The sequence below is a fragment of the Pseudomonas sp. P1_A1 genome (genome assembly GCF_056406935.1).
In genome coordinates, this window is the sequence record NZ_JBFTZE010000016.1 from 72,966 (window position 1) to 96,182 (window position 23,217).

General features: G+C 60.4%; 18 protein-coding genes. 10 read left to right on the top strand and 8 right to left on the bottom strand.

Going from position 1 to position 23,217, the window contains the following annotated elements; all coding sequences use genetic code 11:
• Positions 1-18: 18 nt before the first annotated feature.
• The 3 genes from lptF to AC1D2Q_RS21860 form a co-directional block, all read right to left on the bottom strand.
• Complete coding sequence (lptF, locus tag AC1D2Q_RS21850; RefSeq protein ID WP_477814507.1) at positions 19-807, bottom strand: lipotoxin F family OmpA-related lipoprotein LptF; 789 nt, start codon at positions 805-807, stop codon at positions 19-21.
• Positions 808-863: 56 nt separating this feature from the next.
• A complete protein-coding gene (locus AC1D2Q_RS21855) occupies positions 864-1,262 on the bottom strand; it encodes a DUF4398 domain-containing protein (RefSeq protein ID WP_477814508.1) in 399 nt (132 codons plus the stop codon).
• 286 nt (positions 1,263-1,548) lie between these two features.
• Positions 1,549-1,893 carry a hypothetical protein gene (locus AC1D2Q_RS21860; protein ID WP_018926676.1) on the bottom strand — a complete coding sequence of 115 codons (345 nt, stop codon included), beginning with the start codon at positions 1,891-1,893 and terminating at the stop codon, positions 1,549-1,551.
• Between the two features lie 206 nt (positions 1,894-2,099).
• On the opposite strand from AC1D2Q_RS21860, the gene ppc reads away from it, so the two are divergent.
• The 6 genes from ppc to AC1D2Q_RS21890 all read left to right on the top strand — a co-directional run bounded on the left by ppc (position 2,100) and on the right by AC1D2Q_RS21890 (position 8,700).
• On the top strand, positions 2,100-4,730 hold the full coding sequence (gene ppc / locus AC1D2Q_RS21865; protein WP_477814509.1) for a phosphoenolpyruvate carboxylase: 2,631 nt from the start codon (positions 2,100-2,102) through the stop codon (positions 4,728-4,730).
• A gap of 303 nt (positions 4,731-5,033) precedes the next feature.
• Positions 5,034-5,681: an adenylate kinase gene (gene adk, locus AC1D2Q_RS21870; protein WP_018926674.1), complete on the top strand. Its 648-nt coding sequence runs from the start codon at positions 5,034-5,036 to the stop codon at positions 5,679-5,681.
• A 93-nt stretch (positions 5,682-5,774) separates the two neighbouring features.
• Entirely contained in the window at positions 5,775-6,449 is a 675-nt protein-coding gene (gene tsaB, locus AC1D2Q_RS21875; protein WP_477814510.1) for a tRNA (adenosine(37)-N6)-threonylcarbamoyltransferase complex dimerization subunit type 1 TsaB, read from the top strand.
• Between the two features lie 235 nt (positions 6,450-6,684).
• Complete coding sequence (locus AC1D2Q_RS21880) at positions 6,685-6,990, top strand: hypothetical protein (protein ID WP_007940187.1); 306 nt, start codon at positions 6,685-6,687, stop codon at positions 6,988-6,990.
• Positions 6,987-7,847 (top strand): DUF72 domain-containing protein, encoded by an 861-nt coding sequence (locus AC1D2Q_RS21885; protein ID WP_477814544.1) that lies wholly within the window; start codon positions 6,987-6,989, stop codon positions 7,845-7,847. Before AC1D2Q_RS21880 ends, AC1D2Q_RS21885 begins: the two co-directional genes overlap by 4 nt.
• A gap of 31 nt (positions 7,848-7,878) precedes the next feature.
• Positions 7,879-8,700: an isocitrate lyase/PEP mutase family protein gene (locus AC1D2Q_RS21890; protein ID WP_064616258.1), complete on the top strand. Its 822-nt coding sequence runs from the start codon at positions 7,879-7,881 to the stop codon at positions 8,698-8,700.
• Between the two features lie 35 nt (positions 8,701-8,735).
• Here the strand turns inward: AC1D2Q_RS21890 and AC1D2Q_RS21895 are convergent, their stop codons facing one another.
• Positions 8,736-9,356, bottom strand: a complete 621-nt coding sequence (locus AC1D2Q_RS21895) for an energy transducer TonB (RefSeq protein WP_477814511.1) — start codon at positions 9,354-9,356, stop codon at positions 8,736-8,738.
• Positions 9,357-9,449: 93 nt separating this feature from the next.
• On the opposite strand from AC1D2Q_RS21895, the gene AC1D2Q_RS21900 reads away from it, so the two are divergent.
• Complete coding sequence (locus AC1D2Q_RS21900) at positions 9,450-10,232, top strand: class I SAM-dependent methyltransferase (protein WP_086946360.1); 783 nt, start codon at positions 9,450-9,452, stop codon at positions 10,230-10,232.
• Positions 10,233-10,339: 107 nt separating this feature from the next.
• Here AC1D2Q_RS21900 and AC1D2Q_RS21905 read toward each other — a convergent pair whose 3' ends face one another.
• Entirely contained in the window at positions 10,340-10,975 is a 636-nt protein-coding gene (locus tag AC1D2Q_RS21905) for a TetR/AcrR family transcriptional regulator (protein ID WP_477814512.1), read from the bottom strand.
• A 94-nt stretch (positions 10,976-11,069) separates the two neighbouring features.
• Between AC1D2Q_RS21905 and AC1D2Q_RS21910 the strand changes: the two genes are divergently transcribed.
• The 3 genes from AC1D2Q_RS21910 to AC1D2Q_RS21920 all read left to right on the top strand — a co-directional run bounded on the left by AC1D2Q_RS21910 (position 11,070) and on the right by AC1D2Q_RS21920 (position 16,748).
• Positions 11,070-12,170 carry an efflux RND transporter periplasmic adaptor subunit gene (locus AC1D2Q_RS21910; protein ID WP_477814513.1) on the top strand — a complete coding sequence of 367 codons (1,101 nt, stop codon included), beginning with the start codon at positions 11,070-11,072 and terminating at the stop codon, positions 12,168-12,170.
• Between the two features lie 6 nt (positions 12,171-12,176).
• Positions 12,177-15,248, top strand: coding sequence for an efflux RND transporter permease subunit (locus AC1D2Q_RS21915; protein ID WP_477814514.1), 3,072 nt, complete (start codon positions 12,177-12,179; stop codon positions 15,246-15,248).
• A 159-nt stretch (positions 15,249-15,407) separates the two neighbouring features.
• Complete coding sequence (locus AC1D2Q_RS21920; protein ID WP_477814545.1) at positions 15,408-16,748, top strand: Fic family protein; 1,341 nt, start codon at positions 15,408-15,410, stop codon at positions 16,746-16,748.
• A 124-nt stretch (positions 16,749-16,872) separates the two neighbouring features.
• Here AC1D2Q_RS21920 and lon read toward each other — a convergent pair whose 3' ends face one another.
• The 3 genes from lon to AC1D2Q_RS21935 form a co-directional block, all read right to left on the bottom strand.
• Positions 16,873-19,290, bottom strand: coding sequence for an endopeptidase La (gene lon, locus AC1D2Q_RS21925; RefSeq protein ID WP_111454750.1), 2,418 nt, complete (start codon positions 19,288-19,290; stop codon positions 16,873-16,875).
• 591 nt (positions 19,291-19,881) lie between these two features.
• A complete protein-coding gene (locus AC1D2Q_RS21930) occupies positions 19,882-20,256 on the bottom strand; it encodes a DUF6124 family protein (protein WP_477814515.1) in 375 nt (124 codons plus the stop codon).
• Positions 20,257-20,702: 446 nt separating this feature from the next.
• Entirely contained in the window at positions 20,703-23,111 is a 2,409-nt protein-coding gene (locus tag AC1D2Q_RS21935) for a glucose/quinate/shikimate family membrane-bound PQQ-dependent dehydrogenase (RefSeq protein WP_477814516.1), read from the bottom strand.
• Between the last annotated feature and the right edge of the window lie 106 nt (positions 23,112-23,217).

Below are 23,217 nucleotides of genomic sequence, written 5' to 3' on the forward strand. Positions count from 1 at the left end.
TGTTTCAGCAGGTGAAACTTAGTTCGAGCTGACCGCCGAACGCGGGATCACTGGCTGATTGTCATTGGAAATGGTCACTTCCACCCGACGGTTCATCGCACGGCCGGAGACGCTGGTGTTTTCGGCCACCGGGTATTCCTTGCCATAACCCTGGACCACGATGCGCGCCGGGTCGACACCCATCTTGATCAGGGCCACTTGCACCGAGGTCGCGCGGCGCTCGGACAGCGACTGGTTGTACGACGCCGCGCCGGTGCTGTCGGTGTAGCCTTCGACAATTACCTTACGGTCGGGGTTTTCCTGAAGGAACTGCGCCAGTTTGTTGATGTTCACCAAACCGTTGGGCTTCAGGTCGGCCTTGTTGGTGGCGAACAGCACGTCACCGAACGTTACCAGCGTGCCGCGATCGGTCTGTTTGGCGTTGAGGCTGTCCTGCAGCTGTTTGATCTGCTGGTCGCGGGCATCCAGACGCGCCTGGGCCCGCTGAGCCGCGGCGTTTTTCAGGTTGTTTTCAGCGGTGCGCAGGGCGATCGTTTGCTTGGCCACTTCAACGCGCTGGTTGGTCAGGTAAGCCAGTTGGTCGACCTTGTTCTGGTCTTCCTTGTCCTGGTAAGCCTTATCGGCCTTGTCCAGGTAATCGCTGGCGTCTTTGGTTTCCAGTGCCGCGACTTTGCTGGCTTGCGGGTTGGCTTGCAGGCCGGCGTAGTTGGTGCGGGCTTGCTCCAGGTTGGTGTTGGGCGGTGTGGAGCAGGCAGCCAGTGCAATGCTTGCGGCCAGGAGGGCGGGTATCATCAGTTGTTTGCGCATGGTGGTTCGTCCTTTCTATCGATAAAAGTGTCAGGCCTGAAAATCGGGATGCGCGCTCACTGCACGGTGCGCTGACTTTCCTGACGCAGTTCCTGAACACCTTTCTGTGAGTCCTTTACAGCCTGTTCGGCTTTCATCGCCTGGGCTTTGCGTTCTGCTACTCGGGCGTCCCACTCGGCCTGTTCGGCGAGCATTTTGGCTTCGTCATACTTTTGGTCGTGCATGGCGATTTCGGCTTGTTTGAGCTTGTCCTGAGCGGACTTCATTTCCACCGCGGCGAATTCGGTGCCCCCGGCGCTGACGGCACTGTTCACGGCCGATTGAGTCACGGCGTATTGCTCGGTGGGCGGGTTGCCGGCGCATCCGGCCAGAACCAGGCTGCTGCCGATGGCCAGGGCCGCCAGTTTGAGACCGCGCAGGTGGGTGGACGAGGATGAAGCAGTGCTGGTCTTCATGGTTTTCAACTCCGTTGGATAACTCCTGAAATACATCTGAATCCATCCTGGGCAAGGAGCCGCAACCTTCGATTTCCAGAGCATTTTGAAACGGCCGTCCCAGGCGTGGTTACTGGGTTGACCCGAGGTATTTTTTAAAAGTTCAGAGAATATGGCCTTTCGCCCGAAAAAACTTTGACCTGACGGACAAGGCTCTAAATCGGGAACTTAAGTCGTGCACAGGGTATTCCCGGCCCTGCACGGGCCAGGAAATACGTATTTCTGGAAGGGGAGCAAGACGCGCAAATCAGTGTTTTGGCTTGTCGTTTTCGGTCGACAAATCGTGCAAATGACGACGGGACAAGGCGAGAAAACGCGGGGTTGGACCGACGTCTTCGTACAGCGGATCGCCTTCTTCATCGGTGGCGACCACCGTTGACCCTTTCACATACGGAAAGCTCGCTTCGAGCTCTTCCAGGGCGGCGCCGATCAATTCTCCGAGCAGTTCTTCAGGGTGCCGCTTGGGGTACATATCGATAATCGCCGCCAGCCGTGCGGCGGCTTCCACGTCCAGACGAATCGTATAGCCAGTGTCGGTCAGGCGACCCTTGGCGTTTTCTTCCCAGTGCTTGGCGAGCTCGCGGATTTTCATAATGACCTCATTACGCACCTGCTCATGGCAGGCCGGGTGAGTGTCCGGCGGTGGCCGGTGGTAAGCCGTTGTACGGCTTGATGTTGAGACTAGCTGCAAGGCTTGAAGTTTGACGTCCCCTTGCCGTCTGCTTGTAAGAACCGCTTTACAACGGCACTCTCTATTATCAAAGCATAGCCGCCCGGATTTTCGCTGGAGAACTGCTGATGACCGATATTGATGCACGCTTGCGCGAGGACGTTCACCTGTTGGGTGAGCTGTTGGGCAACACCATTCGTGAGCAGTACGGGGATGGCTTTATCGACAAGATCGAGCAAATCCGCAAAGGCGCCAAGGCCGACCGTCGCGGTTCGATGGATGCCGAACTCAGCGCCAGCCTCAACCAGTTGAGCGAAGACGAATTGCTGCCGGTGGCGCGGGCGTTCAACCAGTTCCTCAACCTGGCCAATATCGCCGAGCAATATCAGCTGATTCACCGCCGCGAAGAGTCACAACCCGCGCCGTTCGAGGCCCGGGTGTTGCCGGAGCTGCTCGCTCGCCTGCTGAATGCCGGCCATGACGCCGAATCCCTGGCCCGGCAATTGGGCCGGGTGGACATCGAACTGGTATTGACGGCGCACCCCACCGAAGTGGCGCGTCGCACACTGATCCAGAAGTACGACGCGATCGCCGCGCAACTGGCCGCCCAGGACCATCGCGACCTGACCAGCGCCGAGCGCGAGCAGATCAAGACGAAGCTGCAGCGCCTGATCGCCGAAGCCTGGCACACCGAAGAAATCCGCCGCACCCGCCCGACACCCGTTGACGAAGCCAAGTGGGGCTTTGCGGTGATCGAGCATTCGCTGTGGCAGGCGATTCCCAACTATTTGCGCAAAGCCGACCAGGCCCTGCATGCCGCCACTGGCCTGCACCTGCCGCTGGAGGCCGCGCCGATTCGCTTTGCTTCGTGGATGGGCGGCGACCGCGATGGCAATCCCAACGTTACCGCCGCCGTGACCCGCGAAGTCTTGCTGCTGGCACGCTGGATGGCCGCCGATTTGTACGTGCGCGATGTCGATCACCTCGCCGCCGAATTGTCGATGCAACAGGCCAGCGACGCCCTGAAAGCCAAGGCTGGCGACAGCGCCGAGCCTTACCGCGCGGTACTCAAACAGCTGCGTGAGCGCCTGCGCGCAACCCGTAACTGGGCCCACGCCTCCCTGACAGCAACCACGCCGGCGTCCGCCGATGTGCTGCAAAACAACCGCGACCTGCTGGAGCCGCTGGAGCTGTGCTACCACTCGCTGCATGAATGCGGCATGGGCGTCATCGCTGATGGCCCATTGCTCGACTGCCTGCGCCGCGCGGTGACGTTCGGGCTGTTTCTGGTGCGCCTCGATGTGCGACAGGACTCCTCGCGCCACACCGCAGCCATGACCGAAATCACCGATTACCTCGGTCTGGGTCGTTATGAGGACTGGAACGAAGAGGAGCGCATCGCCTTCCTGATGCGTGAACTGAACAATCGCCGGCCGTTGCTGCCGGCCTACTTCAAGCCGTCTGCCGACACCGCCGAAGTGCTGGCGACGTGCCGGGAAATCGCTGCCGCGCCGGGGGCTTCCCTCGGCTCGTATGTGATTTCCATGGCTGGCGCCGCTTCCGACGTGCTGGTCGTGCAGTTGCTGCTCAAGGAGTCCGGCGTGTTGCGGCCGATGCGTGTGGTGCCGCTGTTCGAAACCCTCGCCGACCTCGATAACGCCGGCCCGGTGATCGAAAAACTGTTGTTGCTGCCGGGTTATCGCTCGCGGCTGCAAGGGCCGCAGGAAGTGATGATCGGTTATTCCGACTCGGCCAAGGACGCTGGCACTACGGCGGCGGCCTGGGCGCAGTATCGGGCGCAGGAGCGTCTGGTGGATATTTGCCGCTCGCGCGACGTGGAGCTGCTGTTGTTCCACGGTCGCGGCGGCACTGTGGGCCGTGGTGGCGGCCCGGCGCACGCGGCGATTCTGTCGCAGCCGCCGGGGTCGGTGGCGGGGCGTTTCCGCACCACCGAGCAGGGGGAAATGATTCGTTTCAAATTCGGCCTGCCGGACATCGCCGAGCAAAACCTCAATCTGTACCTGGCGGCGGTGCTGGAAGCGACCTTGCTGCCGCCACCACCTCCTACGCCTGCCTGGCGCCACTTGATGGACGAATTGGCCGCCGATGGGGTCAAGGCTTACCGTGCCGTGGTGCGGGAAAATCCGCAGTTCGTCGAGTATTTCCGCCAGTCCACCCCGGAGCAGGAGTTGGGGCGTTTGCCGTTGGGCAGCCGCCCGGCCAAGCGCCGCGCCGGCGGCATCGAAAGCCTGCGGGCCATTCCGTGGATTTTCGGCTGGACCCAGACGCGCCTGATGTTGCCGGCCTGGCTCGGCTGGGAAACGGCGCTGAGCAAGGCGCTGGAGCGCGGTGAAGGGGTACTGCTGGGGCAGATGCGCGAGCAATGGCCGTTCTTCCGCACCCGCATCGATATGCTGGAAATGGTGCTGGCCAAGGCCGACGCCGATATCGCCCAGTCTTACGATGAGCGTCTGGTCGAGCCGGATCTGCTCCCTTTGGGTGCGCATTTACGCGACCTATTGTCGCAGGCCTGTGCGGTGGTCCTGGGGCTGACTGGTCAGTCCCAGCTACTGGCACATAGCCCAGACACCCTTGAATTCATCCGCCTGCGCAACACCTACCTCGACCCGCTGCATCTATTGCAGGCCGAACTGTTGGCCCGTTCGCGGCAACAGGATGAAGCGCAGGGCAGCCCGGTAGAACAGGCGTTGCTGGTGTCTGTGGCGGGGATTGCCGCCGGTTTGCGAAATACCGGCTAAGGTTTTCGTCATAGGGAACAGGCACTCGGTGTGAACGTCGAGTGCCTGTCGGCGAGCGGTCGAAAAGGTCTGCCACGCGACAGTTAATGATGGGGTTGCGACTTGGGGTACCCCTTCGAAAGGGCACGTCCGGCGCAGGTTTCTCCGACTTTCGGCGGCTTGTGTGGGCAGAGCCTGCTGTGTATCTTGATCAGCCTTTGGCCGTTTGGGCGGTCACGACCCTATTTTTTGAGATTGGCCCTACGAGGCGAATCCATTGTTTTGTTTAAGTAATTCTAAATAAAAAATTGAGGAGCACATCTAATGCGCGTCATTCTGCTGGGAGCTCCCGGGGCCGGTAAAGGTACTCAGGCTAAGTTCATCACCGAAAAATTCGGCATTCCGCAAATCTCTACCGGTGACATGCTGCGTGCTGCTGTAAAAGCCGGCACCGAGCTGGGCATCAAAGCCAAAAGCATCATGGATGCCGGTGGTCTGGTCTCCGACGATCTGATCATCGCGCTGGTCAAGGACCGTATCGCGCAGCCTGACTGTGCCAACGGTTTCCTGTTCGACGGTTTCCCGCGCACCATTCCGCAAGCTGAAGCGTTGGTAGAAGCTGGCGTGGAACTGGACAACGTGGTCGAAATCGCCGTCGATGACGAAGAAATCGTTCAGCGTATCGCCGGTCGTCGCGTTCACGAGGCCAGCGGCCGCGTGTACCACACCGTCTACAACCCGCCGAAAATCGCCGGCAAAGACGACATCACCGGTGAAGAGCTGGTGCAGCGCAAGGACGACACTGAAGAAACCGTGCGTCATCGCCTGTCGGTCTACCACTCGCAGACCAAACCTCTGGTGGAGTTCTACCAAGGCCTGGCCGCTGCTCAGGGCAAGCCGAAGTACAGCCATATTCCGGGCGTCGGCTCGGTTGAGACGATCACCGGCAAGGTGCTTGAAGCGCTGAGCTGAAAAGTCTGATCGGCTTCATCTTCTACGGCCCGCTTGCGGGCCGTAGTTGTTTATACTGGCGCACTTTTTCTGACCTCTCTTACGGATACATCGATGAGCACCTTGCTGGCCCTGGACACCGCGACTGAAGCTTGCTCCGTTGCCTTGCTGCATGACGGCAAGGTCACGAGCCATTACGAGGTGATCCCGCGCCTGCATGCGCAGAAGCTGCTGCCGATGATTCAGCAACTGCTGGCCGAGGCCGGGACCACGCTGCAAGCGGTTGACGCGATTGCGTTCGGTCGTGGGCCGGGCGCGTTTACCGGTGTGCGGATCGCCATCGGCGTGGTGCAAGGGCTGGCGTTTGCGCTGGACCGTCCGGTGTTGCCGGTCTCCAACCTCGCCGTACTCGCCCAGCGGGCTTATCGCGAACACGGCGTCAGCCAGGTCGCGGCAGCCATCGATGCGCGTATGGATGAGGTGTATTGGGGCTGCTACCGCGAAACGGCGGGGGAGATGCGGCTGGTGGGCAACGAAGCGGTATTGCCACCGGAAGCCGCCGCGTTACCGGTCGATGCCAGCGGCGAGTGGTTCGGCGCGGGCACTGGTTGGGGTTATGCCGAGCGTATTGCGGTGAACCTGATCGGCCAGGACGCGGGCATGCTGCCCCACGCCGAAGATCTGCTGACCCTGGCGCGTTTCGCCTGGGAACGCGGTGAAGCGATCGTGGCCGATCAGGCGCAGCCGGTGTATCTGCGCGATAAAGTCGCGACGCCGAAAGCGCGTTGACCGCAAAAAGATCGTCCGATCGCGGCCCGAGCCTTCGGCAGCTCCTACATTTGGAATGACGTACCCCTGTAGGAGTTGCCGAAGGCTGCGATCTTGAGGGGCCGGCGGCCAATCGTCATTTTCTGCCCGTCGCTTTTAAACCTTTTCGCTTTTCTGTGTTCTAGTTATCACTCGGCGGTTTGCGAAGTGGGTAATGCGCCACTAAACTGCCATCATCGATACCGAGCATGCACTTATGCGTATAGACGGCGTTTCCTCCCAGTCCTACCCGATCAAGCGCAAGCCTCGTAAAGGCCATGTGTCTGAGGATGACTCCGTCGATATCGACGGCGAGCTGGAATTCCCTACCGAAGAGCAATTGGCCGCCCGCGCCGCCAAAGCCTCCGCGCAACGCCTGAGCAATCTTCCCGCGCGTCAACAAGACATGATTTATCACCGCGCCATGAGCAAAAGCGTGGCGATGGCACTGGCCAGTTACCTGAGCACTGCCACTTTTGTCGACTGGGATGCGGATGTGCTGGGTCTCGACCTGTACATCTGATGCTGCCTTATTACCTCGGCTGCCCGTCCTGGAGCGAAAACGCCTGGCGCGACTACTTGTATCCACAGGACGCCAGGCCCGCCGAGTTTCTTGATCTTTATTCTCAAGTGTTCAACGCCGTGGAAGGCAATACGACCTTCTATGCGAGCCCGGCTGCCGCCACCGTGCAGCGCTGGGCCGAGACCATGCCCGAACACTTTCGCTTCACCGCCAAATTCCCCGGCGACATCAGCCACAGCGGTGACCTGCGCGAACAATTGACCGCTACAGAAACGTTCCTGCAATTGCTCAGCCCTCTGGGGGCGCGGGTTTCGCCATTGTGGCTGCAATTGTCCAAAAGCTTCACCCCGCAACGACTGTCGGAGCTGGCCGGTTTTATCGATGCGGTGGACCGGCCCTTGGCGGTCGAAGTGCGGCATGACGAATTCTTCGCCAAGGGCGATGCCGAGCGAATGCTCAATCGCCTGCTGCTGGATCGTGGCGTCGAGCGCATTTGCCTCGATCCGCGCGCGCTGTTCAGCTGCACCTCGACCGATCCTTCGGTACTCCACGCCCAATCGAAAAAGCCCAGGGTGCCGCCTCGCCCTGCGGCGTTCACTCAGTTTCCGCAGGTGCGCTTCATCGGCCACCCGGAGCTTGAAGCCAACGATCCATTTCTGGTGCCATGGGTCGAGAAAATTGCCGTCTGGATCGAAGAGGGCCGCACGCCGTATATCTTCCTGCACACCGCCGATAACCTGCTGGCGGCGAAACTGGCACAACGTTTTCACGTACAACTGATGCAGCGTTTGCCTGGCCTGCCGCCGCTGCCTGAGCTATACAGAGAACCCGCCGCCGAGCAACTTGGTTTGCTCTGAAGCGGGTTTTCCCTTTTTCAGGAGTCTGCCAATGGATGCGCAAACCCTTCGAGCCCAGGCGTTCAAAGCACTGCACGAACGCGAGGGCGCTTTTGTCATTCCCAACCCCTGGGACGCCGGCTCGGCGAAAATGCTCGCCAGCCTGGGCTTCGAGGCACTGGCAACCACCAGCGCCGGTTATGCCTTTTCCCGGGGCCGTCCTGATGGTGGGCTGACGCTCGACGATACCCTGGCAAATGTTGAGGCGATTGTCGCGGCTACGGATTTGCCGGTCGCGGTGGATCTCGAAAACGGCTTTGCCGACGCTCCTGCCGAGTGCGCCCAAAGTATTCTACGGGCCGCCCAGGCCGGTGCCGTAGGCGGCTCGATCGAGGATGCCACCGGGCGTGAAGACGGTCCGATCTACTGCTTCGAGCATGCCGTGGCGCGTATCGAGGCCGCCGTCGCAGCAGCGCGCAGTTTGCCTTTCCCCTTCACGTTGACGGCGCGTGCCGAGAACTATTTGCACGGCAATCCTGACCTCGACGATACCATTCGCCGCTTGCGGGCATTCGCCGAGGCCGGCGCGGACGTGCTTTACGCCCCAGGCCTGCGTAATGCCGAAGAGGTCTTGGCGGTGGTTCGCGCCGTGGCACCGAAACCGGTGAATGTGTTGATGTCCGGCGGGCTCAAGCTGACGGTTGCGCAGTTGAGCGAAATGGGCGTCAAGCGCATCAGCGTCGGTTCGGCCCTGGCTTTGGCAGCGTATGGCGAGTTCTTGCGCGCGGCCGAGGAAATCCAGCAACACGGGACCTTTGGCTTCACTTCCCGGTCGATGCCGTTCCAGAAGGCCAATCAATTCTTCAAAGGCTGACGGGGTCGGACCGAGGTGGCTGGGCCGCTGAGGGGTTATGCGGCGATGCGCAGGTTCTGCAGAACGATCGGGCGTGCCCAGCCGTTATCGAAATCGAGTTGTTTCTGTTGTTCCACCAACTCTTGCGGTGAGAACGGCGGGAACGGTTTGTCCAGCAGGTCGAGTTCGAACTCGGCGATTGGCAAGTGCAGCGGACGCGGTTGCGGTGCGGCACCAGGCTCGGGCAGCGGTTGACCGGCAGTGAGCACGATCGGGCGAACCCAGCCGCTTTCGAAGTCCTGCTGTTTCTGTTGCGCGACGATTTCTTCTGGCGGGAACGGTGGGGCCGGTTTATCGGCCAGGTCCATTTCGAACTCGGCAATCGGCAGGAACAACGGCTCGGGTGGACGGACCGGGGTTTCTGTGACGTTGCATTCGCGCTGGGAAATGATGTGCGCCAGCAGCTCGCTGCCGACGGTCGGTTCAACCGGGCTGTCCAGATCGACCGGTGGGAAGTTGAGCGACGCCGGCACCACATCACCCGACTGATCGGCCAGGGCCTGGGCAAAAAAATCTTGCCACAGGTGACTGACGCCGCTCAGTGCTTGGGAGTTTCGCAGGCCAAAATCGCCGTGGGGCGAGATGTAACCTATCGATGTGCGTTGAATGCCTGACATTTTTCTCGGTCGACGCTCAGCTCTGGCAAAATGCTCGATAGTTTGGTTATCGGCCGTTTTTGCCGATCATTAATTTTTTGAGCGTGTTTTCCCATGATTGAGCAACCTGCGGCCTGCCGCATCCATGTCGAAGCCTTGGGCGCGACGTTCCAGCCACAGGCCGAGCAATGGGCCGAGCGCCTGGGTTTGCCGTTGCAGGTGGATGACGGCGAGTTTGCCCTGCAGGTGGGCGAGCAGGGTTTGCAACTGCAACAACTGGGGCCGGATGCACCGGGGCCGGTGCGGGTCGACTTCGTCGAGGGTGGCGCGGCCCATCGTCGGTTGTACGGCGGCGGCAGCGGTCAGATGATCGCCAAGGCGGTCGGCATCGCCCAGGGCGTGCGGCCACGGGTGCTGGACGCCACGGCCGGGTTGGGCAAGGACGCGTTCGTGCTGGCCAGCCTGGGCTGCGAGATGAGCCTGATCGAGCGCCAGCCGCTGATCGGCGCCTTGCTTGAAGATGGCCTGGCACGTGGCGCGGAAGATTTCGACGTAGCGCCGATCGTGGCGCGGATGCGTTTGCTCAAGGGCAATTCGATCGAGGTGATGCGCAACTGGGAAGGCGAGCCGCCGCAGGTGATCTACCTCGACCCGATGTTTCCCCATCGTGAGAAAACCGCGTTGGTGAAGAAGGAAATGCGCCTGTTCCGGCCGCTGGTCGGCGATGATCCGGATGCGCCGGCCCTGCTCGCAGCGGCGTTGGCCCTGGCCAGTCACCGGGTGGTGGTCAAGCGCCCGCGCAAGGCGCCGTGCATCGATGGGCCGAAGCCGAGCCATGCGCTGGACGGCAAGTCCAGCCGGTATGACATTTATCCGAAGAAAGCGCTCAAGCCCTAAAAAGATCGCAGCCTTCGGCAGCTCCTACAGGATCGGGTTTACATCGCCCGATGTAGGAGCTGCCGAAGGCTGCGATCTTTTTGCAGACAACACTTATTCCGCTGGATTCAGGGCCGATAAGCCCGCATAAACAACCCGACCACTTCCCGTACGTGGGCTTCGGCCGCATCCCCGGTTACCGGTTCGCCGCAGCCATACAGCAAGCGGAAATTCCCCGCGCCCTTGAGCAGGCAGAAGAAGTGCTCGGCGGCATTGCGCGGTTTGTCGATGCTCAACACGCCACTCTGATCGATCTTGCTCAGCAAACGCTCCATGCCGTGCAACACGCGTTCCGGCCCGGCTTCGAAGAAGATCTGTGCGAGTTTCGGGTCCTGGCTGCCCAGCGTCATCATCAGCCGGTGCAGGTTCACCGATTCGTCGCTGTTGATCAGTTGATGAAAGCCGTGTGCGATGTTCAGCAGCACGGTTTCCAAGGCGATGCCGTCCGGCAATTCAAAAACCAGCGGAGGCAATTGCTCCTCGCATTTGGCCACGACAGCGGAGGAGAACAGCGTCTCCTTGTCGTTGAAATGGCTGTAGACCGTCAGCTTCGACACGCCGGCCTCAGTCGCTACGGCATCCATGCTGGTGTTGGCGTATCCCTTACTCAGAAACAGGATTTTCGCCGCGTCGAGGATTGCCCGGCGTTTGGCCAGATCCTTGGGGCGGCCCGGACCGCTGGGTGGGGAAAGATTGTCTGACATTCTTCGCTTTTAATACTGGACTGGTGAGTTTGCTATTAATAACATACTGGTCAGTATAATTATTCCAAGCACCATTAGCGAAAGGTCGTTCACCATGCTGCGCTATGCCTTGCCCCTCGCGTTGCCGGTCAGTCTGGCTTTTTTATTGTCGGCGTGTGGCCATGAAGAAGCCCCTCCGGTCAGCGTGCGCCCGGCCATGGTGGTGCAGCCAGAGCCCTCGGCCCAGGCAATGGAAAGCTATCCCGGCGAAGTTCGCGCGCGGTATGAGCCGGACCTGGCCTTCCGTATTGGCGGCAAAGTCAGCCGACGACTGGTCGAAGAAGGGCAGAGGGTCAAGGCTGACCAACCCCTGGCGGAACTCGATCCTCAGGACGTGCGCCTGCAACTGGAAGCCACCCGTGCCCAGGTCGCGGCCGCCGAAGCCAATCTGAACCTGGTGCGCGCCGAGCGTGATCGCTACAAGACCCTGATGGAGCGGCAGATGGTCAGCCCTTCGCAGTACGACAACGCGGAAAACCTCTACCGCTCCGGAGAGGCCCGCCTCAAGCAAATCAAAGCCGAATTCAACGTTTCGACCAATCAGGCCAGTTACGCGGTGTTGCGTGCGCCACAGGATGGCGTGGTCGCCAAGCGTGCGGTTGAAGTCGGGCAAGTGGTGGCGGCCGGGCAAACCGTGTTTACCCTGGCCACCGATGGCGAGCGTGAAGTGTTAATCAGCCTGCCGGAGCAGAGCTTCGGCCGCTTCAAGGTCGGTCAGCCGGTCTCGGTGGAGCTCTGGACCCAACCCGATCAGCGTTTCCCTGGGCAGATCCGTGAGTTGTCGCCTGCCGCCGATCCCAAATCCCGCACTTTTGCCGCCCGTATCGCTTTTACCGCCGGCAAGGTTCCCGCCGAACTCGGCCAGAGCGCCCGGGTGTTCATCCAGATCGCCGAAGTGGTGCCGTTGTCAGTGCCGCTGTCGGCCCTCACCGCAGAAAACGGCGCCACCTACGTGTGGGTGGTCGGCGCCAACAACACCTTGAAAAAAGTCCCGGTGCGGGTCGGTGCATTTGGCGAGAAAACCGTGCCGGTACTCGAGGGGCTGAACGCCAGCGACTGGGTGGTGGCGGCCGGTGTTCATGTGCTTCACGACGGGCAGCAAGTGCGCCCGGTGGATCGCTCCAACCGCGTGGTCAATCTGGCGCACAAGGAGTAATCCCCGATGGGTTTCAATCTATCCGAATGGGCGCTGCGTAACCGCCAGATCGTACTGTTCCTGATGCTTCTGCTGGCCGTCGTCGGGGCGTTGTCCTACACCAAGCTCGGCCAAAGCGAAGACCCGCCGTTCACCTTCAAGGCCATGGTAATTCGTACCAACTGGCCGGGGGCCACGGCCGAGGAAGTGTCGCGTCAGGTCACCGAGCGTATTGAAAAGAAACTGATGGAGACCGGCGAGTACGAACGGATCACCTCGTTCTCCCGCCCGGGCGAGTCCCAGGTGACATTCATGGCTCGGGACTCCATGCATTCGGTGGAAATCCCGGACCTCTGGTATCAGGTCCGCAAGAAGATCAGCGACATCCGTCAGACCCTGCCACCGGGTATCCAGGGCCCGTTTTTCAACGATGAATTCGGCACCACCTTCGGCAACATCTATGCCCTGACCGGCGAAGGCTTTGATTACGCAGTGCTCAAGGATTACGCCGACCGCATCCAGATCCAGCTGCAACGGGTCAAGGATGTGGGCAAGGTCGACCTGCTCGGGTTGCAGGACGAGAAGGTCTGGATCGAACTCTCCAACGTTAAACTGGCCACCCTCGGGGTGCCGCTGGCGGCGGTGCAGCAGGCACTTGAAGAACAGAACGCGATGTCTACCGCAGGCTTCTTCGAAACCACCAGCGAGCGTTTGCAGCTACGGGTCTCGGGGAATTTTCAGACGGTCGACGAGATCAAGAACTTCCCGATCCGCGTCGCTGATCGCACGTTCCGCATCGGTGATGTGGCGAACGTTCGTCGTGGCTTCAACGATCCACCGGCGCCGCGCATGCGCTTCATGGCTGAAGACGCCATCGGTCTTGCGGTGGCCATGAAGGACGGTGGCGATATTCTGGTATTGGGCAAGGCGCTGGAAATCGAGTTCGCCCGGATCCAGCAAAACCTTCCGGCCGGCATGCAGTTGCGCAAAGTGTCCGATCAACCCGCTGCGGTGAAAACCGGTGTCGGCGAGTTCGTCCAGGTGCTGGTGGAGGCCCTGGCGATTGTGTTGCTGGTGAGCTTCTTCTCCCTCGGTGTGCGCACCGGCATGGTGGTGGCGCTGGCGATTCCGCTGGTGTTGGCGATGACGTTCGCCTGCATGTATTACTTAGGAATAGGCCTGCACAAGATTTCCCTCGGCGCGCTGGTGCTGGCGCTGGGCTTGCTGGTGGATGATGCGATCATCGCCGTGGAAATGATGGCGATCAAAATGGAGCAGGGCTTCGACCGGATCAAGGCCGCCAGCTATGCCTGGACCAGCACCGCGTTCCCGATGCTCACCGGTACGTTGATCACCGCCGCCGGTTTCCTGCCGATTGCCACCGCGCAATCGGGCACCGGCGAGTACACCCGCTCGATCTTCCAGGTGGTGACCATCGCGCTACTGGCGTCGTGGGTGGCCGCCGTGGTTTTTGTGCCTTATCTGGGGGAGAAACTTCTGCCGGACCTGGCGAAAATTCACGCCGCCAAACACGGCACCGGCGACGGCCAACCCGACCCTTACGGCACGCCGTTCTATCAGCGCGTCAGACGGCTGGTGGAGTGGTGCGTGCGCCGGCGCAAAACGGTGATCGTGCTGACCATCGTGATGTTCGTCGCGTCCGTGGTGCTGTTCCGTTTCGTGCCGCAGCAGTTCTTCCCGGCATCGGGGAGACTGGAATTGATGGTTGATCTGAAACTCGCCGAAGGTGCCTCCCTGAGCAACACCGCCGAGGAGGTCAAGCGTCTCGAAGGCCTGCTCAAGGATCACGCCGGGATCGACAACTATGTGGCTTATGTCGGCACCGGTTCGCCGCGCTTCTACCTGCCGCTGGATCAGCAACTTCCGGCCGCAAGCTTTGCGCAGTTTGTGGTGCTGGCCAAGACCATCGAAGACCGCGAAGCCCTGCGCACTTGGCTGATCGAAACCCTCAACGAACAATTCCCGGCCTTGCGCTCGCGGGTCACGCGTCTGGAAAACGGCCCGCCGGTTGGCTATCCGGTGCAGTTCCGGGTCACCGGTGAACACATTGCGGACGTCCGTGCCCTGGCGCGTAAAGTTGCGGCCAAGGTTCGCGAGAATCCACACGTGGCCAACGTGCATCTGGACTGGGAAGAGCCGAGCAAAGTCGTGTACCTGAACGTCGATCAGGACCGCGCGCGGGCGCTGGGCGTGAGCACGGCGAACCTCTCTGGGTTCCTGCGAGGCTCGTTGACCGGTGCCAGTGTCAGCCAGTACCGCGAAGACAACGAATTGATCGAGATCCTGCTGCGCGGCACGGTGCATGAGCGCACTGAACTGGCATTGCTGCCGAGCCTGGCCGTGCCGACCGACAACGGTCGCAGCGTGGCGCTGTCGCAGATTGCCACGCTGGAATACGGCTTCGAGGAAGGCATCATCTGGCACCGTAACCGCCTGCCCAACGTGACGGTTCGCGCCGACATCTACGGCAAGGAACAACCGGCGACACTGGTGCAGCAAATCATGCCGACCCTCGATCCGATCCGCGCCGAACTGCCGGACGGCTATCTGCTGGAAGTCGGCGGTACGGTGGAAGACTCGGCCCGTGGGCAGAACTCGGTGAAGGCCGGGGTGCCGCTGTTCATCGTGGTGGTGCTGACGTTGCTGATGCTGCAACTGCGCAGTTTTTCACGCACTGCCATGGTGTTTCTGACCGCGCCGCTGGGGTTGATCGGGGTGACGTTGTTTCTGATGGTGTTCCGTCAGCCGTTCGGTTTCGTCGCCATGCTCGGGACCATCGCGCTGTCCGGGATGATCATGCGTAACTCGGTGATTCTGGTGGATCAGATCGAGCAGGACATCGCTGCCGGGCTCAAGCCCTGGCAGGCGATCATCGAGGCGACGGTGCGACGTTTCCGGCCGATTGTGTTGACCGCGCTGGCGGCGGTGCTGGCGATGATTCCATTATCGCGCAGTGTGTTTTTCGGGCCGATGGCGGTGGCGATCATGGGCGGGCTGATTGTGGCGACGGCGTTGACGCTGCTGTTCTTGCCGGCGTTGTATGCGGCGTGGTTCAGAGTGAAAAAAGAACCGGTTTGATCCTGGTGGCCTCGACCTCGTGGTTTGGTTCACCGCATTCCCTTGTAGGCGCGGCCTGCGGCGGCTCCTACATGTATTTCAGATCCGTCTGATATTGAGTCAGAGCAAGGGCGGTGTTGTACTCAAGACTCGGTTTCGTGAGTTTTTGAGACAGCAATGATGAAAAAGCCGCCCATGCTGAAGGGCAGATCCGACCCGGTGTTCGATCGGTTGGGGCAATCGCCCAATAAGGAACGCCTCTCGGACTACCTCGCACTGCTCAAGCCTCTGGACGATCAGGGGCGTTACCTTCCATTCGATGACTTACGCTACCGCTGGGCGCCGGGGCTGGACTCGAATCTGTGCTGGGCCTTGGTCAAAAAAGCCCGGACCGCCCAGTACTCAACCCTTCTGCCATTGGGCGAGCCTGTCCAATGGGGCCGCTTCGTGCTCACGCCGCTGGCGCAGAAAGCGATTTCTGCCGTCGATAGGCAGGCGACAACGGCAGCGCTGGAACACATGACCAACCAGATCGGCGAGCATGCGCATTTCAGCTACCTGCTCAACGATCTGATCGAAGATGAAGCCATCAGCAGCAGCCAACTCGAAGGTGCAGCGACCACTACCCGAGTGGCAAAAGATATGCTCAAGCGCAAGCGGCTGCCGCGTACGCCGGATGAACGGATGGTCATCGGCAACTACAAAATGATGAACTTCGCCTGGGAAAAGCGTTATGAACCCTTGAGCGTCGAGCTGATTACGGCGATGCATCGTGTCGGCGTCGAGGGCATCGACGACACTCAATATTCACCCGGGGCTTTCAGGGCCAACGATGATGTGGTGGTGCAGGATGGCGAGGGCAATACCGTTCATACGCCGCCGCCCGCAGCAGGGCTGGTGTCACGGCTGCAGGTGCTGTCGAATTGGATCAATCAGTCCCACAACGACCCCTATCAAGTGGATTATCTTCATCCGTTGATAAAAGGCATCGCCCTGCATTTTGCGTTGGGTTATGAGCATCCTTTTCGCGATGGCAACGGCCGGGTCGCGCGGGCGCTGTTTTACTGGTTCATGTTCAAAAATGACTTCTCGGCCTTTCGTTATATAGCGATCAGCATTTTGCTGCGCAATGCGCCGGTGAAATATGGCCGCTCGTATCTGAATACGGAAGCTGATGAGCTGGACCTGACTTATTTCATCGATTTCCAGTGTTCGGTGATTCTGCGTGCTGTCAGTGGTTTTACTGAGGCCTATCGGAAAAGTCTGGCTTATGCCGAGAACTTTGATCGATGGTTGTTGGAATCCGGTTTTTTCGATCAATTGACCGAGAGGCAACGAGCTGTATACCAAGTGGCCAAGAGTGGAATGGCCAAGGAATTTACGGCGGTCAATGTGAAGGAGAACCTGGACTGCTCTTACAATACTGCGTCGGCGACCTTGAATGGGTTGGTTGAGTTGAACGTATTCGAGAAGAGGAAAATGGGCAGAGAGTGGGTGTTCTTCTTGCGCGGAGCGCCGTAGGCGCCGGCAAGCTGCCATTCTTGACCCGTGACATAAATGAAAAGCCCGCCGATCCTTTAAAAGATCAGCGGGCTTTTTGTTGAGTCTGATTATTCCCAACACATGGAAACGATCAGGTTACGGGTCAGAACAATATCTTCGCCACATCCGCAAAGCGCTTGGCAAAGTGCACGGTAATCCCTTCCTTCAGGTAGTCCGGCAACTCTTCGAAGTTACCGCGGTTTGGCTCCGGCAAAATCAGTTCATTGATCTTCTGCCGACGCGCCGCGATGACTTTCTCGCGCACACCGCCAATCGGCAGTACATGCCCGGTTAGCGTCAGTTCTCCTGTCATGGCCACGCCTTTTTTCGGCGGTTGGTTGCGGGCGAGGGAGAGCAGGGCGCTGGCCATGGTCACGCCGGCGCTCGGGCCGTCTTTCGGCGTTGCGCCTTCCGGTACGTGGAGGTGGACGAAGGCTTCATCGAAGAATGTCGGGTCACCGCCGAATTGCTTCAGATGGGAGCTGACGTAGCTGTAGGCAATTTCCGCCGACTCTTTCATCACGTCCCCCAGTTGCCCGGTGAGTTTGAAGCCTCGGTTGAGCGTGTGAATGCGCGTGGCTTCGATCGGCAGGGTCGCGCCGCCCATGCTGGTCCAGGCCAGACCGGTAATCACACCGACGCCGGACAGCACTTGCTCGTTGCGGAACACCGGGCGGCCGAGTGAGGCTTCCAGGTCTTTGGGGCCGAGTTTGATGACGGCTTTCGGTTCGTCGAGCAGTTTCATCACCGCTTTGCGCACCAGTTTGCCGAGGTTTTTCTCCAGCTGACGGACGCCGGCCTCACGGGCATAGCCGTCGATCAAGGCCCTCAATGCAGTGTCGCTAATGCTCAAGTTGCCTTTGGATACGCCGGCCTTTTCCAGCTGTTTCGGCCACAGGTGACGCTTGGCGATGGCGACTTTTTCTTCGGTGATGTAACCCGACAGGCGAATCACTTCCATCCGGTCCAGCAACGGGCCGGGGATTGAGTCCAGGGTGTTGGCCGTGCAGACGAATAGCACTTTCGACAGGTCCAGGCGCAAATCCAGATAATGGTCGAGGAATTCGACGTTCTGTTCCGGGTCGAGGGTTTCCAGCAGCGCCGAGGCCGGGTCGCCCTGGTAGCTCTGGCCCATCTTGTCGATCTCGTCGAGCATGATCACCGGGTTCATCACTTCGACGTCTTTCAACGCCTGGACGAGTTTGCCCGGTTGTGCGCCGATGTAGGTACGGCGATGGCCCTTGATCTCGGCTTCGTCACGCATGCCGCCAACGCTGAAGCGGTAGAACGGCCGCCCCAAGGATTCGGCGATGGATTTACCAACGCTGGTCTTGCCCACGCCCGGCGGGCCCACCAGCAACACGATGGAGCCGCTGATCTCGCCTTTATAGGCACCGACCGCGAGGAACTCGAGGATGCGGTCCTTGATGTCGTCGAGGCCGGCGTGGTGTTTGTCCAGCACCTTGCGCGCATGCTTGAGGTCGAGTTTGTCCTCGCCGTACACGCCCCACGGCACCGAAGTCGCCCAATCGAGGTAGTTGCGGGTCACCGCGTATTCCGGCGATCCGGTTTCGAGGATCGACAGTTTGTTCATTTCCTCAACGATGCGTTTCTGCGCCTGGGGCGACAACACCTTGCCCGTCAGGCGTTGCTCGAACTGTTCGATGTCGGCACTGCGGTCGTCCTTGGTCAGCCCCAGCTCCTGCTGAATGACCTTGAGTTGTTCCTTGAGGAAGAACTCGCGCTGATGTTCGCCAATCTTGCGGTTAACTTCAGCGGAAATCTCTTTCTGCAAGCGCGCGACTTCGACTTCCTTGCGCAGCATCGGCAGGACTTTTTCCATGCGCTTGAGCATCGGAACGCAGTCGAGCACTTCTTGCAGTTCGCTGCCCGTGGCCGAGGTCAGGGCGGCGGCGAAGTCGGTCAGGGGCGACGGATCGTTGGGGCTGAAGCGGTTGAGGTAGTTTTTCAACTCTTCGCTGTACAGCGGGTTCAGCGGCAGCAGTTCCTTGATCGCATTGATCAGCGCCATGCCATAGGCCTTGACCTCGTCGGTCGGCTCGGTGGGCTGGTGCGGGTATTCGACTTCCACCAGGTACGGTGGGCGATGGTGCTTGAGCCAGGTTTTGATGCGCACCCGGGTCAGGCCCTGGGCGACGAATTGCAGTTTGCCGTTTTCGCGGCTGGCGTGATGGACTTTGACCAGCGTGCCGTATTCCGGCAGGGCTTTGGTGTCGAAATGGCGCGGGTTGTCCTGGGGAGCGTCCATGAAGAACAGGGCCAGGGAATGGTGGTCGGATTGACTCACCAGTTCGAGAGTCTCGGCCCACGGCTCTTCGTTGACGATCACCGGCAGCACTTGCGCCGGGAAGAAAGGCCGGTTGTGGATCGGGATGATGTAGACCTTGTCCGGCAGGTTCTGCCCAGGCAGGGTGAGGCCTTTGCCGGTTGAAGGGTGTTCGTTTTTGTCTGTTTCGGCGTATTCGCTCGGGTCTTCGGGGAATTCTTGCTGGTCGGTCATGGGGCACCTGCGCAATAGGGTATGGGTCTTAGATGGGGCAGGTGGGGGGTGGTTTCAATGGCCCTGGCTATTTCAGGGTGTGTGTTCAGGGTTTTGACAGGTCTTGGGCTCCTTGGCGGCCTTTGGGCCGACCATGCTTTGGTTGATTGGGTACATATCCATTCCTGCGGTAACGGCGGCTGGCGGTTTCGCCCTTACGGCGACTCCCTTTTTTACAAGCGCCTAAAAAAGGAAGCAAAAAACGCTCGCCCCAAGCGTCCGGCCCCTCGCTTAGGCTCGGGGTTCCTTCGCTCCGGTATCCATCTGGGGGCATCGCCCTACGGTCTGCTTCGCTACGACCTACATGCGATGGGTTCGACTGCGTCGAACGGCGCTGCGCGCCAATCCCCAGATGAACACCTGCGCTCAGCCTCCCGAAGGGGCGGGTGGATCAAGATCAAAAGCAGCAGGCGAGCTAACGCTCGGCCTGTAGGTTGGCGGGTGTACGCCGCTCCACTGTGGGAGCGGGCTTGCCCGCGATGACGATTGGTCATTCAACATTGATATCGACTGACATACCGCTATCGCGAACAGGCTCGCTCCCACAAGGGATCAGCTGTGTGGCGCAGGCTTCGGCACGTCGACGTTATCCAGAACCCGATTCACCGCCAGCTCGGCCAGCATGATGACCTGCTGGATCGCCAGGAGCGTATGCCGTTGCGGAGCATCGACATACGCGGCAATGTCGCTGGTCATGACGCTGGCTGAGGCCAGTGACTCGCAGACATTGGCCAGCAGACTTTCGTTATCCATGTCCGGCGCAACCATAAACATCCTGCTTGGCTTGCGGCCTTCGGTTTTTTTCGGAGTGGGATTGAGGTAGTGGTCGAGCGCGCGTTCGGCGGCGTCGTGGAGTTTTTTCGAATCGAGGGATTCGTAGGGCGAAACGTCGTCGGTTTCAGGGGGATTCGGTGTGGCTTTGAACATGGTGAAACTCCATTCGAGGATTTGGAGTTCGCCACCACTGCGACCAAGCAGGAGGGTGGCGAACCGTACGCAGGTTGGTCGACCAGGGAATGGAAACCCGGCAGGGCCAAAGCCCTCCCACGCACAGTTCGCCATGAAGCCTGCACGAAAAGTGCACCATTCTAAACCTGGGCGACCAAGCCCGGTCGCTGAATTTGCAGCGACCCCCAAAGCCTATCCACGCCACTTCCGAGCGACAACCGTCAAAACCTGTCGGAAAGTTCTCAAAAAAACACCACGTTTGTAGGAGCTGCCGAAGGCTGCGATCTCTTGATCTTGAAAAGTCAAAGTCAAAAGATCGCAGCCTTCGGCAGCTCCTACGGGGGATAGGTGAACCTGAAAAATCGAGCATAAAAAAGGCGACGCCCCTCACAGGGCGTCGCCTTTGTTTTAACTGCCGCTACCGCTTATTCCGACAGTTTGTACGCAATTACATAGTCACCTTGCTTGGTGCCCAGCGATCCGTGACCGCCCGCAACGACGAGCACGTATTGCTTGCCGTCCTTACCGGTGTAGGTCATCGGTGTGGTTTGCGCGCCCGCTGGCAGGCGGCCTTCCCACAGCTGCTTGCCGTTTTTCACGTCGTAGGCGCGCAGGTACTGGTCGAGGGTGCCGCTCAGGAAGGCCACGCCACCGGCGGTGGTGAAGGTCCCGCCCAGGCTCGGTACGCCCATGCTCAGAGGGATCGGAACCGGCGAGCTGTCACGCACGGTGCCGTTTTTGTGTTTCCAGATGATTTTGCTGGTGGTCAGGTCGACGGCTGTCACGTAACCCCAGGCCGGTGCCTGGCACGGCAGGCCCATTGGCGAGAGCAGGGGTTCGAGGATGACGCCGTATGGCGCGCCTTTGTTCGGCTGCACGCCTTCGGTTTCGCTTTTACGCGGGCCTTGGGCTGCGATTTCGGCGGCGGGGATCAGTTTCGATTTGAACGCCATGTAGTCCGGGTTCATGAAAGCAATCTGACGCACCGGGTCAACCGAGATACCACCCCAGTCGAACACACCGAAGTTGCCTGGATAAACGATCGAACCTTGCAGCGATGGCGGCGTGAACGGGCCGTCGTAGCGCAGGGATTTGAAGTTGATCCGGCAGATCAGTTGGTCAAACGGGGTGACGCCCCACATGTCGCGCTCTTTCAGCGGCGGCGGCATCAGGTTCAGGTCGGATTTCGGTTGGGTCGGCGAGGTGTGATCACCTTCGACAGCGCCTTGTGGCACCGGCACTTCGTTGATCGGCACGATGGCCTTGCCGTTGCTGCGGTCCAGCACGTAAATGCTGCCTTGCTTGGTGGACGCAAGCACCGCCGGTTTCACACCGTCAGCGGTTTTCAGGTCCATCAGGGTTGGCTGGCCACCGACGTCCATGTCCCACAGGTCATGGTGCGTGAACTGGAAGTGCCAGCGCACCTTGCCGGTGGCGATGTCCAGTGCGGTCAGGCCGGCGGCGTGCAGTTCCGATTCAGGGGTGCGCGCGCCACCGAACTGATCCGGGGTCTGGTTGCCCATCGGCAGGTAGAGCATGCCGAGTTTTTCGTCGACGGCGAACATGGACCACATGTTCGGCGAGTTACGGGTGTAGACCTTGCCTTCGGCAATCGGCGTGGTGTCGTCCGGGTTGCCGCTGTCCCAGTTCCACACCAGTTTGCCGGTGTGCACGTCGAACGCGCGGATCACGCCGCTTGGCTCGTCGGTGGAAACGTTGTCGGTGACGTGGCCGCCAATCACCACCAGGTCTTTGGTGACCGCCGGTGGTGAAGTGGAGTAGTAACCACCAGGGGTGAAGCCGCCGATGTTGGCCGTCAGGTCGACCTGGCCACCGTTGCCGAAGTCTTCGCACATCTTGCCGGTGTCGGCGTTCAGGGCGATCAGGCGGGTGTCGGCGGTCGGCAGGAAGATCCGGCGTGGGCAGACGCTGGTCACTGGCGGGTTGGCAGTGCCGGTCGGGCTCTGCTCGGACGCGTAGGCGGCATCATCGTGATAGGTCACGCCACGGCAGGTCATGTGCGCCCAACCCTTGAAGTTCGCCGCCTTCTGCGTGGAGAGCTTCGGATCGAAACGCCAGATTTCCTTGCCGGTGTCCGGGTCCAGCGCGATCACTTGGCTGTGCGGCGTGCAGACATAGAGCATGCCGTTGGCTTTGAGCGGGGTGTTTTCGGCGGTGGTTTCACCCGGGTCGTTCGGCCCTGGCAGGTCGCCGGTGCGGTAGCTCCAGGCGGGAACCAGTTTACTGACGTTCTGCGGCGTGATCTGCGCCAGTGGCGAGTAACGATCGCCATGGGCGCTGCGGCCGTAGGAGTTCCAGTCGCCATCGGGCATCGCCGGGGCGGTGTTGCTCATGCCAGGCACGGCGTCACGATCCAGTTGGCCTTTGATTTCACCGGGGTTGGTGAACAGGCTGGCCAGCGCGGCGATACCGGCGATGACCACGGCTGCACTCAGTACACCAGTGCCGACCGGGTTGAAGTCGCCGCGACGCAACGGGCGACGAAACCATGGCAGCAGCATGACGATGCCGAGGGTAAAGAGCAGCGCCAGACGCGGCACCAGTTGCCACCAGTCCAGACCGACTTCCCACAGTGCCCAGACGGTACTGGCGAACAGCACCACCGCGTACACGCTCAGCGCCGCATAACGGTCGGCCAGCAGCAGCCCACCGGCCACCATCAGGCCGATACCGGCCAGCAGGTAATACAGCGAGCCGCCGAGCATGCTCAGCTTGATTCCCCCGGCCAGCAAGGCCAGGCCCATTAGCAGAAGCACGATACCGAGCAGGCTCGGCAGCAGACGGCTTCGACTCAAAGCACCATCAGTGCTCATAGTGTGGTTCTCCGTGACGTTTAAGTAGTCCCGCGCAAGTTCACTGTAGATGACGATCTGGCGCGGGCATGGTTCAGGTTAAAAAGTGTTCAGGTGAAGCAATCCT

Bases quoted from the DNA above. Each gene is read 5' to 3' on its own strand.
- AC1D2Q_RS21920 (WP_477814545.1), top strand. From the start codon at position 15,408: ATGAAAAAGCCGCCCATGCTGAAGGGCAGATCCGACCCGGTGTTCGAT.
- AC1D2Q_RS21905 (WP_477814512.1), bottom strand. From the start codon at position 10,975: ATGTCAGACAATCTTTCCCCACCCAGCGGTCCGGGCCGCCCCAAGGAT.
- AC1D2Q_RS21910 (WP_477814513.1), top strand. From the start codon at position 11,070: ATGCTGCGCTATGCCTTGCCCCTCGCGTTGCCGGTCAGTCTGGCTTTT.
- AC1D2Q_RS21900 (WP_086946360.1), top strand. From the start codon at position 9,450: ATGATTGAGCAACCTGCGGCCTGCCGCATCCATGTCGAAGCCTTGGGC.
- tsaB (WP_477814510.1), top strand. From the start codon at position 5,775: ATGAGCACCTTGCTGGCCCTGGACACCGCGACTGAAGCTTGCTCCGTT.
- AC1D2Q_RS21890 (WP_064616258.1), top strand. From the start codon at position 7,879: ATGGATGCGCAAACCCTTCGAGCCCAGGCGTTCAAAGCACTGCACGAA.
- AC1D2Q_RS21930 (WP_477814515.1), bottom strand. From the start codon at position 20,256: ATGTTCAAAGCCACACCGAATCCCCCTGAAACCGACGACGTTTCGCCC.
- AC1D2Q_RS21860 (WP_018926676.1), bottom strand. From the start codon at position 1,893: ATGAAAATCCGCGAGCTCGCCAAGCACTGGGAAGAAAACGCCAAGGGT.
- lptF (WP_477814507.1), bottom strand. From the start codon at position 807: ATGCGCAAACAACTGATGATACCCGCCCTCCTGGCCGCAAGCATTGCA.
- AC1D2Q_RS21935 (WP_477814516.1), bottom strand. From the start codon at position 23,111: ATGAGCACTGATGGTGCTTTGAGTCGAAGCCGTCTGCTGCCGAGCCTG.
- adk (WP_018926674.1), top strand. From the start codon at position 5,034: ATGCGCGTCATTCTGCTGGGAGCTCCCGGGGCCGGTAAAGGTACTCAG.
- AC1D2Q_RS21855 (WP_477814508.1), bottom strand. From the start codon at position 1,262: ATGAAGACCAGCACTGCTTCATCCTCGTCCACCCACCTGCGCGGTCTC.
- ppc (WP_477814509.1), top strand. From the start codon at position 2,100: ATGACCGATATTGATGCACGCTTGCGCGAGGACGTTCACCTGTTGGGT.
- AC1D2Q_RS21915 (WP_477814514.1), top strand. From the start codon at position 12,177: ATGGGTTTCAATCTATCCGAATGGGCGCTGCGTAACCGCCAGATCGTA.
- AC1D2Q_RS21880 (WP_007940187.1), top strand. From the start codon at position 6,685: ATGCGTATAGACGGCGTTTCCTCCCAGTCCTACCCGATCAAGCGCAAG.
- lon (WP_111454750.1), bottom strand. From the start codon at position 19,290: ATGACCGACCAGCAAGAATTCCCCGAAGACCCGAGCGAATACGCCGAA.
- AC1D2Q_RS21895 (WP_477814511.1), bottom strand. From the start codon at position 9,356: ATGTCAGGCATTCAACGCACATCGATAGGTTACATCTCGCCCCACGGC.